Here is a 9,585-nt window from a genome sequence, read left to right as displayed (position 1 = left end):
GAGTGTGGATCCCGTCCTGCGCACGGTGCTCGCGGGCGTCGCCATCATGCTGGAGACGAGCGTTCTGGTCGGCCTGATCGTGCCCGGAGACACCGTCGTCATCGTCGCTGCCACGGCCGTCGGATCGGTCGCCGAAGCCGTCGTGCTCATTGTGGTCGTGATCGTGGGTGCACTCATCGGAGAGAGCGTCGGATTCTGGCTCGGTCGGTGGCTCGGCCCCCGCATCCGCTTTTCGCGTCTCGGACGTCGGATCGGCGAAGACAACTGGACTCGCGCCGAGCTCTACCTGCGACGGCGCGGCGGACCGGCCATCTTTCTCTCCCGCTTTCTGCCGGTTCTGCATTCCCTCGTGCCTTTGACGGTGGGGATGAGCGGGTTCTCCTATCGCCGCTTCCTCGCGTGGACCGCGCCGGCCTGCACGGTGTGGGCCGTGGCCTACGTGAGCGTGGCGGCAGCGGCGGCGGGCACCTACCGAGAGTTGGCCGACCGTCTGCACACCGCGGGGTACTTCTTCGTCGGGGCGATCATCGTCTTCCTCTTTCTCGCCTACGTCGCCAAGCGCGTGATCGTGGCACGCGAGGCGCGCCATATGCGACTGGACGACGAGGCTCCCGGCACGAAGCGCACGGACGGCATGGGAGACTGAAACGATGGCCGCCGAACCCGCACCGCGCGTGAAGGTGCTCTGGATCGCCCGACTGGAGTACCGGTTCCATGCGTGGCGAGAACGTCGGGCCCGCGCCCGTGGGCTGCGCGCCAGTGTGTCTGCGTACCCCGGTTACGGCGGGGAGGACTGGGTTCGTGTCCTCGGGCGTGTGCTGATCGTCCCTCCCGTCCGCGCGCGTCGTCGACGTGGCGACGACGGCGGCGTCCGTGGTTGGCGCAGCTTCGCTGCCGTTCCCGTCGGTTATGCGACCGTGACGGTGAGCGTGGACGGCGTCACACACGAGGTGATCGCCGATCGCGGTGGCGTCATCGATGCCGTGCTGCCGGCCCGACTGCAGCCGGGATGGCAGCCCCTGTCGATGACCGTCGAGGGGTCGGAGCCGTTCGAGACGCGCGTGTTCGTCGTGGGCTCCGATGTCCGCTTCGGCATCGTCTCCGACGTCGATGACACCGTCATGGTGACGGCCCTGCCTCGGCCGCTCATCGCGGCGTGGAACTCCTTCGTCGTGAACGAGCACGCCCGCCAGCCGGTGCCCGGCATGGCCGTGCTGCTCGAGCGTCTCGTGCGCGAGCACCCGGGCGCGCCCATGGTCTACCTCTCCACCGGCGCGTGGAACGTGGCTCCGACGCTCCAGCGCTTTCTCCGTCGTCACCTCTTTCCGCCCGGCGCACTGCTGTTGACCGACTGGGGACCCACGCACGACCGGTGGTTCCGCAGCGGCCGGGCACACAAGGAGGAGAACCTCCGACGCCTCGCGCGCGAGTTCCCCCAAGTGAAATGGGTGCTGATCGGTGACGACGGGCAACACGACGATGCCCTGTACACGGCTTTCACGGGCGCGCACCCCGAGCACGTCACGGCCGTCGCGATCCGTCGGCTCTCGCCGGCGGAGGCGGTGCTGGCCGGAGGACGCACGGCCGTGGACGATCACACCGCCGCCACGGTGCCGTGGGTGACAGGGGACGACGGCGCCGCCCTTCTCGACAGGCTGGCTGAGATCGGTGTCGTGGGCGGCACGGCCGACGGCGTCGGAGGCCCCGCGTAGGCTGGCCGCATGTGCGGTCGATTCGTCGTGGGCAGTTCCGGCTCCGAGCTCGTCGGTGTGCTGAGAGTGGATGTCGTCGGAGATGATCTTCCCCAGCCCTCGTTCAACGTGGCGCCGACCGACCGCGTGGCGATCGTGCTCGACTCCGCGAAGACCGAGCCCCCGACGCGTCGCCTGGAGGCGGCGCGCTGGGGTCTGATCCCCGGGTGGGCAAAGGATGTGGGCATCGGTGCGAAGGCGATCAACGCACGCGCCGAAGAGGTCGAGAACAAGCCGATGTTCCGGCAGGCGCTGATCGCGCGGCGAGCCGTCATCCCGGCATCCGGCTATTACGAGTGGAAGACCGAAGGCGGCGTGAAGACGCCGTACTACATCCACCCGTCTGACGACGAGCCGCTGTTCTTCGCCGGTCTCTACGAGTGGTGGAAAGACCCCGCGAAGGCCGCGGACGACCCCTCACGATGGGTGCTGAGCTTCACGATCATGACAAGGGATGCCGTGGGTCAGCTCGGCTCGATTCACGACCGCATGCCGCTGTTCATCGACGCGGACTACGCCGATGTGTGGCTCGACCCCACCACGGAGAACGTCGGCGATCTGCTGGACGCGACGATCGACGCTGCCCCGGCCCTGGTGGACGGGATGCTGATGCGAGAGGTTGATCGCGCCGTCGGCAACGTGCGCAACAACGGCCCGCAGCTGATCGCGCCGCTCTCGTGACGGACGGCGGGACGGACCCGAAGGTCCGACCCGCCGTATCCGGCAGGATCGTTCGATCCCTACGCGAACTCGATCGTCGCATCCTCGTTGTTGAGCACGATCACCGGAGTGATCGCGGGGTGCCCCGCGCGGCGGATCTTCTCCGCGTCGAAGCGAAGGAGCGGCGTACCGGCCTCGACGGTGTCCCCCGCTGTCACGAGCGTCTCGAAGCCGTCGCCCTTCATGTCGACCGTGTCGATGCCGACGTGGATCAGAAGCTCCGTTCCGTCCGCGAGGGCGAGGCCGATCGCATGTCCCGTCGGGAAGACCGATGCGATGGTGCCACCGGCCGGCGCGACGATGGTGTCTCCGGTGGGGTCGATCGCGAGGCCCGGGCCCATCGTTCCTTGGGTGAACATCGCATCCGGAACCTCGGAAAGTGCGAGCACGCGGCCCGCCACCGGTTGACGAAGCTGCAGGACCGCCGGCGGAACCGACGAATCCAGCCGCTGCTCGGCAGCAGCACCCGCGGCGATCGCGGCGCCGCCCACACCCCGAGGGGTCGGCGATCTCCATCCGTAGACGTGTGGCGCAGTTGTCGACATCGATGATGTCGCGCGAGCCACGCATGGGACGCTACCCCCGATCAGGCCAAACGCACAGCATTCACTCAGGAATCGGCGAATCTCCGCCGAAAACGCGAAACCCCCGGGGGTGACCCGGGGGTTCTTGGTGGACCTGAGGGGACTCGAACCCCTGACCCCCTGCATGCCATGCAGGTGCGCTACCAGCTGCGCCACAGGCCCATTTTCAGTTTGTCACCGCTCCGCGGCAACCCCTCAAGCTTACTACATGCCGAGGGGTGCGACGAACACGACTCAGTCCGCGACGGCGGGTGCGGGCAGCTCGACCGGGATGATCGGGCAGTCCTTCCAGAGCCGCTCGAGTCCGTAGAAGACACGCTCCTGCTCGTGGAAGACGTGGACGACGAGGTCGCCGAAGTCGAGGAGCACCCACCGCGACTCGTGGCGGCCTTCGCGGCGAAGACGCTTGACACCGTTCTCGAGCATCGCCTCTTCGATCGCGTCGGCGATGGCGGCCACGTTGCGCTCGCTGGATCCGGTGGCGAGGAGGAAGGCGTCCACCAGCGGCAGAGGCTCGGAGACGTCGAAGGCGAGCAGGTCCTCGGCGCCCTTGCTCTCGGCCGCCGCCGCGGCGACGTTGACGAGGGTGCGGGTGGTGTCGGCGGCGGTCATCGGAATGCTCCTGTCACGAGGGCCACGATCAGCACGCCGGTCAAGGCCAGCGCCAGCGCCCCCGCGGTGATGACGAGGGCCAGCATCAGCCGGCTCCCCTTCTCGGGCGCGGGCGGTTTGATGATGTCTTCGGCACTCTTGATCGTGCTGATCGCGGAACTGGCCGCGATCGGGGTGGGTGAAGAGGAGGCGGGCAGTTCGCCGTCGACGAGGACGGCGTCCGTCTCCTTGTTGTCGGCGCGACCCGGCATGGTGCCGGTCGACCCGAACGACTCGGGAAGCGAGAACGTCCCGGTGATGAGGACTTCTCCTGTGCCCGTGATCGGCGAGACGAGCGCACCGGTCTCCGGTGTCTGCGACAGGATCAGCGCATTGGGCGCCGACAGTGCCCCCGTGGCGGTGCTGCCGCGCGTCAAGAGCTGATCGAAGGATGCCGGGAGGTCGATCTCCACGCTCTCGCCGGCAAGGAGACCTGAACCGAACGTCGGCGCGACCACGGGACGTTCCTCGTCCTGTGCGATCTCGGGGGCGTTCTCCGCCATGGCATCCGCCGGGGCGACGTCTTCTGGGCGGGCCTCGGAACCTGTCTCGGAACTGGTCGCGGTGGGGGCTGGTGTCTCGTCGGCGACCGGCACCGAGGCCGTCCGCAGCCGCTCCTGGCGGCGCGCGGCGCGGCGCGTGAACGACGGCGCTTCGACGTCGACATCTGCCACCGCGGGCGGTGCCTCGGCCACCTCGACGGGTTCGGCCGCGCGCGGCAGCGGAGCAACGACGGGAGGGGCCGGTTCGGCCGGACGTTCTGCCTTCTCGGCATCCGCGGGGGTGATCACCGGCGTCGAGGCGGTGTTGCGCATCTCGCGCAACTGACGGCGGGTCAGCTGGGGAGTATCGGGCTGGTCGGGTGTGCTCATGCCTCGCTCCGGTAAAGGTGGTGCTTCGCAATGTATTGGACGACGCCGTCGGGGACGAGGTACCACACCGGGTGGCCTCGGTTCACCCGCTCACGGCAGTCGGTGGACGAGATCGCCAGGGCGGGGATCTCGAGTCTGCTGACGACGTCCTCGGGAAGGCCCTCGGTGGACAGGACATGTCCCGGCCGGGACACCGCCACGAAGTGGGCCAGGTCCCAGAGATCATCATGATCGCGCCATCCGAGGATCTGGGCGATCGCATCGGCTCCCGTGATGAAGAAGAGCTCCGCGTCGGGACGTGTGCTCTTCAGATCGCGCAAGGTGTCGATCGTGTACGTGGGTCCGGCGCGATCGATGTCGACGCGGCTGACCGTGAACTGCGGATTGGATGCCGTCGCGATGACGGTCATCAGATACCGATGCTCACCGGCGGTGACCTTCTCCTTGTCCTTCTGCCACGGCATGCCGGTCGGAACGAAGATCACCTCGTCCAGGTCGAACGACTGAGCGACTTCGCTCGCCGCCACGAGGTGTCCGTGGTGGATCGGGTCGAAGGTTCCACCCATGACCCCGATGCGGGGGGCGCGTATCGAGGTCATGCCGGCGTCCTAGTGGTGGCCGTGTCCCACCTGCGCCTGGTCGACGGGGTGCGCCTTGGCGTAGGCCTCGGCCTTGTGCGAGTGACGGTTCGCCACGTTGCGGTAGGACACCGTGACCAGTCCCAGCGCCAGGAACACGATGAACGCGATCAGGCCGAAGATGAACGTCTGGGCCTGGACGTTGCCGTGAGGCTCTGCCTGCGCCGCAGCGAGGGCGAGGGTCGTGGCGAGGGTCATTCGGACTCCTTCGAAAGTCGGGTCTGTTCAGTTTAGGCCGTCAGATACGGATCTGCCCGGACCCACGCGCCAGCCACTTGGTGCTGGTGAGCTCGGGAAGGCCCATCGGCCCTCGGGCGTGCAGCTTCTGTGTCGAAATCCCGACTTCGGCGCCGAAGCCGAACTCGCCGCCGTCGGTGAAGCGCGTCGACGCGTTCGCCATCACCACGGCGGAGTCGACTTCGGCGAGGAACCGCTCTGCTCGGGCCTCATCCGTCGTCACGATCGATTCCGTGTGATGGGTCGAGTAGCGACGGATATGGGCCAGTGCCTCGTCGAGGTCGTCCACGACGCGCATCGAGAGGTCGAGGCTCATGTGCTCGGTCGACCAATCGGCGTCCGTCGCTGCCACGGCGTCCACGACGAGCTCGCGCACGGTCTCGTCGCCGTGGACGGTGACCCCGGCCTCCTGCAGCGCGGCGGCCACCGGAGGCACCAGCCGCTCGGCAGCGTCACGCAGGACGAGAACCGTCTCCACTGCGTTGCAGACGCTCGGCCGCTGAGCCTTGGCGTTCACGACGATCTGCTCGGCCCATTCGAGCGGAGCCGACGAGTCCAGGACGATGTGGACCACACCGGCACCGGTCTCGATCACCGGGACGGCTGACTGCGTGACGACGGTCTCGATGAGCTGCGCGCTGCCGCGCGGGACCAGCACGTCCACGAGACCGCGTGCCTGCATCAGTGCGTGCGCGCCCTCGCGGCCGAAGTCGTCGACGGTCTGAATCGCTTCGGGGTCGATCCCTCGGCCCGCCAAGGCATCGCGCATGGCGGACACGAGTGCGGCGTTCGTCGCCTGCGCCGCCGTGCCACCGCGCAGGACGACGGCGTTGCCGGAACGCAGCGCCAACGCGGCGATGTCCACGGTGACGTTCGGGCGGGCCTCGTAGATCGAGCCGACGACGCCGAACGGCACCGAGACCTTCTGCAGGCGCACACCGTTGCTCAGCGTGCGCTCGTCCAGCACGCGGCCGACCGGGTCGGGCAGCTCGGCGACGTCGCGCACGGCAGCGGCGAGGGCCGCAACCCGCGCGCGGTCGAGGCGAAGGCGGTCGCGGAGGCCGTCGGACAGGCCTTCGCGCTCTCCGCGCTCGAGATCGACGGTGTTCGCCGAGACGATGTCGTCGGTGGCTGCCTCGATCGCGTCCGCGATCGCGCGCAGCGCCTCGGCCTTCTGCGCATCGGTCAGCAGTCCCACGCCGCGCGCCGCCTCGTGCGCACGTTCGATGCGGTGACGTGCGGCGGTGGGCGCGTCGACGGAGACGGTGGTCATCCGCTCATTCTACCGAGCGGTGCCCCGGCCTCCGACGTGGGCGGCGGGGTCAGACCGAGCTCACCGTGGGCAACGGCGTGGTGCCCACGCGCGGCGGCGTTTCGGGGTTCGGAGCAAACCAGGTGCCGATGTCGTCGCCCGACAGTGCCTGCTCGACGAGGTCGGCACTGGTGACGAGCACGCCGATGCCGGATGCCGCGGCCAGGCGTGCCGCGGATGCCTTGGTGGCCGCTCCCCCGGTGCCCACGCTGTTGACGACGACCGATCCGAACTCGAAGCGACTGAGGTCGTCGCCGTAGGGCACCGTGTGGATCGCTTCGGCGCCGGGCTCGGACGGCGGACGGGTGTACAGCGATGCGATGTCGCTGAGAAGGATGAGCGCATCGGCCCCGATCAGCTCGGCCACGAGGGCGGCGAGGCGATCGTTGTCGCCGAAGCGGATCTCGTGCGTCGCGACGGTGTCGTTCTCGTTGACGATGGGCAGAACACCCAGACCCAGCAGCCGATCCACTGCGCGGCGGGCATTGGCGCGGTGTGCGGCGTTCTCGAGGTCGCCGGCCGTCAGCAGCACTTGGCCGGCGAGAAGCCCGTATCGCTCCAGCGTGGTCTGATAGCGCCACATGAGCACGTTCTGACCGACCGCGGCCGCCGCCTGCTGGGTCGCGAGATCGGAGGGCCGGCCGTCGAGGTTGAGCAGAGGCAGCGCCGTGGCGATCGCGCCGGAGGAGACCAGCACGACCTGCGTGCCGCGGGCGTGTGCGGCCGCGAGTGCGTCGACGATCGATTCGATGCGGTGATGGTTGTCGCCGCTGATGGAAGAGGAGCCCACCTTCACGACGACGCGACGCGCCCCCGCGATGCCGGACCGATCGTGCACGCTCACGCTTGCTCGTCATCCTCTCCGTCGAAGGAGAAGTCCGGCACCCCGAGGCGCTCGGCCTCGAGTTCCGCCCGGGCTTCCGCCTTGGCGTCCATCCGCTCGTGATAGCGCTCGCGTCGCTGTGATGTGGTGCGGCGCGGGTTCAGGTCGAGACGGGGGTCGGTGCCGCGCGGAGCCGTCATCAGTTCGGCGGCCGACGAGAGCGACGGATGCCAGTCGAACACGATGCCGTCGCCCGGCCCGATCACGACCGTCGAGCCCGCGACGGCCCCCACGCGGAACAGCTCGTCCTCGACGCCCAGCTTCTCGAGGCGATCTGCGAGGAAGCCGACCGCTTCTTCGTTCTGGAAATCTGTCTGCTGTACCCACCGCAGCGGCTTGTCGCCGAGGATGCGATAGACGTTTCCGTAGGTCCCGCCCTCGACGCGGATCTCGAAGTCCTTCTGCGCGCCCTTGGGGCGGATCACGATGCGCTCCGCTGCAGGGGCCTCCGCCACCTGCACGCGATGCTGCGCGATGATGTCGCCCAGCGCGAACGTCAGCTGTCGCAGACCCTCGTGGCTGACCGTCGAGATCTCGAACACCCGGTAGCCGCGCTCTTCCAGATCGGGGCGCACCAAGTCGGCGAGATCCTTGGCCTCGGGCACGTCGACCTTGTTCAGAGCCACGAGCTGCGGGCGATCGAGCAGCGGCGTCTGTCCCTCGGGAACCGGATAGTTCGCGAGTTCCTCGCGGATCACGTCGAGATCGCTCAGCGGGTCACGACCGGGTTCCAGGGTCGCGCAGTCGAGGACGTGCACGAGTGCGGTGCAGCGCTCGACATGGCGCAGGAACTCGAGTCCCAGCCCCTTGCCCTCGCTCGCGCCCTCGATGAGTCCGGGTACGTCGGCTACGGTGAAGCGCGTGTCGCCGGCCTGCACGACGCCCAGGTTCGGATGCAGCGTCGTGAACGGGTAGTCGGCGATCTTGGGGCGTGCTGCGGAGATCGCCGCGATGAGGCTGGACTTGCCGGCGGAGGGGAAGCCGACGAGGGCGACATCGGCGACCGTCTTCAACTCGAGGAGGACGTCACCCTCCCACCCGGGCGTACCGAGCAGTGCGAAGCCGGGCGCTTTGCGCTTGGGGTTCGCAAGAGCGGCATTGCCGAGCCCGCCCTGACCGCCGGGGGCGACGACGAAGCGGGTGCCGGGGACGACGAGATCCGCGAGCGTTTCCCCGTCGGCATCCTTCACCACGGTGCCGACCGGAACGGCGAGCTCCAGGCTTTCGCCCGCGGCGCCGGAGCGGTTGTCGCCCATGCCGAACCCGCCGTTTCCGGCGGACCGGTGCGGCGAGTGGTGGTACGACAGCAGCGTCGTCACCTGCGGGTCGGCGACGAGGACGATATCGCCTCCGTGGCCTCCGTTGCCACCATCGGGGCCGGCGAGCGGCTTGAACTTCTCGCGGCGCACGGACACACAGCCGTTACCGCCTTTGCCGGCGCGCAGATGGAGCGTCACTCGATCGACGAAGGTCACCATGTCGGTCTCCTGACGGAAAGGTGGGGAAGGAGGAAAGGGGATGTAACGAAGGAGGGGCGAGCCGAAGCCCGCCCCTCACCTCATGTTCGTGGTCGAACGCGCGGTCACTCCGCCGCGGCGACGATGTTGACGACCTTGCGGCCGCCCTTCGTGCCGAACTCGACCGCACCGGCGGCGAGGGCGAACAGCGTGTCGTCTCCGCCGCGGCCGACGTTGGCGCCCGGGTGGAAGTGCGTACCGCGCTGGCGAACGAGGATCTCGCCCGCGCTGACGGCCTGGCCGCCGAAACGCTTCACGCCCAGTCGCTGGGCGTTGGAGTCACGACCGTTACGGGTAGAGCTTGCGCCCTTCTTGTGTGCCATCTCGTCTGCCTCTTCCGCTTACTTGATGCCGGTGATCTTGACGCGCGTGAGGTCCTGACGGTGGCCCTGGCGCTTCTTGTAGCCGGTCTTGTTCTTG

13 protein-coding genes and 1 tRNA gene are annotated in these 9,585 nt (G+C 68.6%); 3 read left to right on the top strand and 11 right to left on the bottom strand.

Going from position 1 to position 9,585, the window contains the following annotated elements; genetic code table 11:
* The 3 genes from BGN98_RS02830 to BGN98_RS02820 all read left to right on the top strand — a co-directional run.
* Positions 1 to 646, top strand: a 646-nt coding sequence (locus BGN98_RS02830; RefSeq protein ID WP_288119439.1) for a DedA family protein, incomplete at its 5' end; no start/stop codon positions are given.
* Positions 647 to 650: 4 nt separating this feature from the next.
* Positions 651 to 1,712: an App1 family protein phosphatidate phosphatase gene (locus BGN98_RS02825; RefSeq protein ID WP_288119437.1), complete on the top strand. Its 1,062-nt coding sequence runs from the start codon at positions 651 to 653 to the stop codon at positions 1,710 to 1,712.
* 9 nt (positions 1,713 to 1,721) lie between these two features.
* A complete protein-coding gene (locus tag BGN98_RS02820; protein WP_036285510.1) occupies positions 1,722 to 2,432 on the top strand; it encodes an SOS response-associated peptidase in 711 nt (236 codons plus the stop codon).
* Between the two features lie 59 nt (positions 2,433 to 2,491).
* On the opposite strand, the gene BGN98_RS02815 is transcribed toward BGN98_RS02820, so the two are convergent.
* From BGN98_RS02815 to BGN98_RS02765, 11 genes are all read right to left on the bottom strand, one after another.
* Positions 2,492 to 2,962 carry a PTS sugar transporter subunit IIA gene (locus BGN98_RS02815; protein WP_036285508.1) on the bottom strand — a complete coding sequence of 157 codons (471 nt, stop codon included), beginning with the start codon at positions 2,960 to 2,962 and terminating at the stop codon, positions 2,492 to 2,494.
* A gap of 179 nt (positions 2,963 to 3,141) precedes the next feature.
* Positions 3,142 to 3,217, bottom strand: a tRNA-Ala gene (locus tag BGN98_RS02810).
* 72 nt (positions 3,218 to 3,289) lie between these two features.
* Positions 3,290 to 3,667: a ribosome silencing factor gene (rsfS, locus tag BGN98_RS02805; RefSeq protein WP_288119434.1), complete on the bottom strand. Its 378-nt coding sequence runs from the start codon at positions 3,665 to 3,667 to the stop codon at positions 3,290 to 3,292.
* Positions 3,664 to 4,578: a hypothetical protein gene (locus BGN98_RS02800; RefSeq protein ID WP_288119432.1), complete on the bottom strand. Its 915-nt coding sequence runs from the start codon at positions 4,576 to 4,578 to the stop codon at positions 3,664 to 3,666. The genes rsfS and BGN98_RS02800 overlap by 4 nt, the downstream gene beginning before the upstream one ends.
* Positions 4,575 to 5,177, bottom strand: coding sequence for a nicotinate-nucleotide adenylyltransferase (gene nadD / locus BGN98_RS02795; protein ID WP_061683211.1), 603 nt, complete (start codon positions 5,175 to 5,177; stop codon positions 4,575 to 4,577). The genes BGN98_RS02800 and nadD overlap by 4 nt, the downstream gene beginning before the upstream one ends.
* Before the next feature lie 9 nt (positions 5,178 to 5,186).
* On the bottom strand, positions 5,187 to 5,414 hold the full coding sequence (locus tag BGN98_RS02790) for a hypothetical protein (protein WP_039416779.1): 228 nt from the start codon (positions 5,412 to 5,414) through the stop codon (positions 5,187 to 5,189).
* Between the two features lie 40 nt (positions 5,415 to 5,454).
* Positions 5,455 to 6,726 (bottom strand): glutamate-5-semialdehyde dehydrogenase, encoded by a 1,272-nt coding sequence (locus BGN98_RS02785; protein ID WP_288119429.1) that lies wholly within the window; start codon positions 6,724 to 6,726, stop codon positions 5,455 to 5,457.
* A 49-nt stretch (positions 6,727 to 6,775) separates the two neighbouring features.
* A complete protein-coding gene (proB, locus tag BGN98_RS02780; RefSeq protein WP_036318567.1) occupies positions 6,776 to 7,609 on the bottom strand; it encodes a glutamate 5-kinase in 834 nt (277 codons plus the stop codon).
* Positions 7,606 to 9,126, bottom strand: a complete 1,521-nt coding sequence (obgE, locus tag BGN98_RS02775; RefSeq protein WP_204947207.1) for a GTPase ObgE — start codon at positions 9,124 to 9,126, stop codon at positions 7,606 to 7,608. The genes proB and obgE overlap by 4 nt, the downstream gene beginning before the upstream one ends.
* A gap of 104 nt (positions 9,127 to 9,230) precedes the next feature.
* The gene (gene rpmA, locus BGN98_RS02770; RefSeq protein WP_005053492.1) at positions 9,231 to 9,488 is read right to left on the bottom strand and encodes a 50S ribosomal protein L27; all 258 of its coding nucleotides are present in this window, start codon (positions 9,486 to 9,488) and stop codon (positions 9,231 to 9,233) included.
* An 18-nt stretch (positions 9,489 to 9,506) separates the two neighbouring features.
* The coding region (locus BGN98_RS02765) for a bL21 family ribosomal protein (RefSeq protein WP_288119446.1) at positions 9,507 to 9,585 on the bottom strand (79 nt) is incomplete at its 5' end.

It is taken from the genome of Microbacterium sp. 69-7 (genome assembly GCF_001897985.1).
GTDB lineage: Bacteria > Actinomycetota > Actinomycetes > Actinomycetales > Microbacteriaceae > Microbacterium > Microbacterium laevaniformans.
The sequence above is the reverse complement of the archived record's forward strand: the minus strand, read 5'-3'. Positions and strand labels throughout refer to the sequence as shown.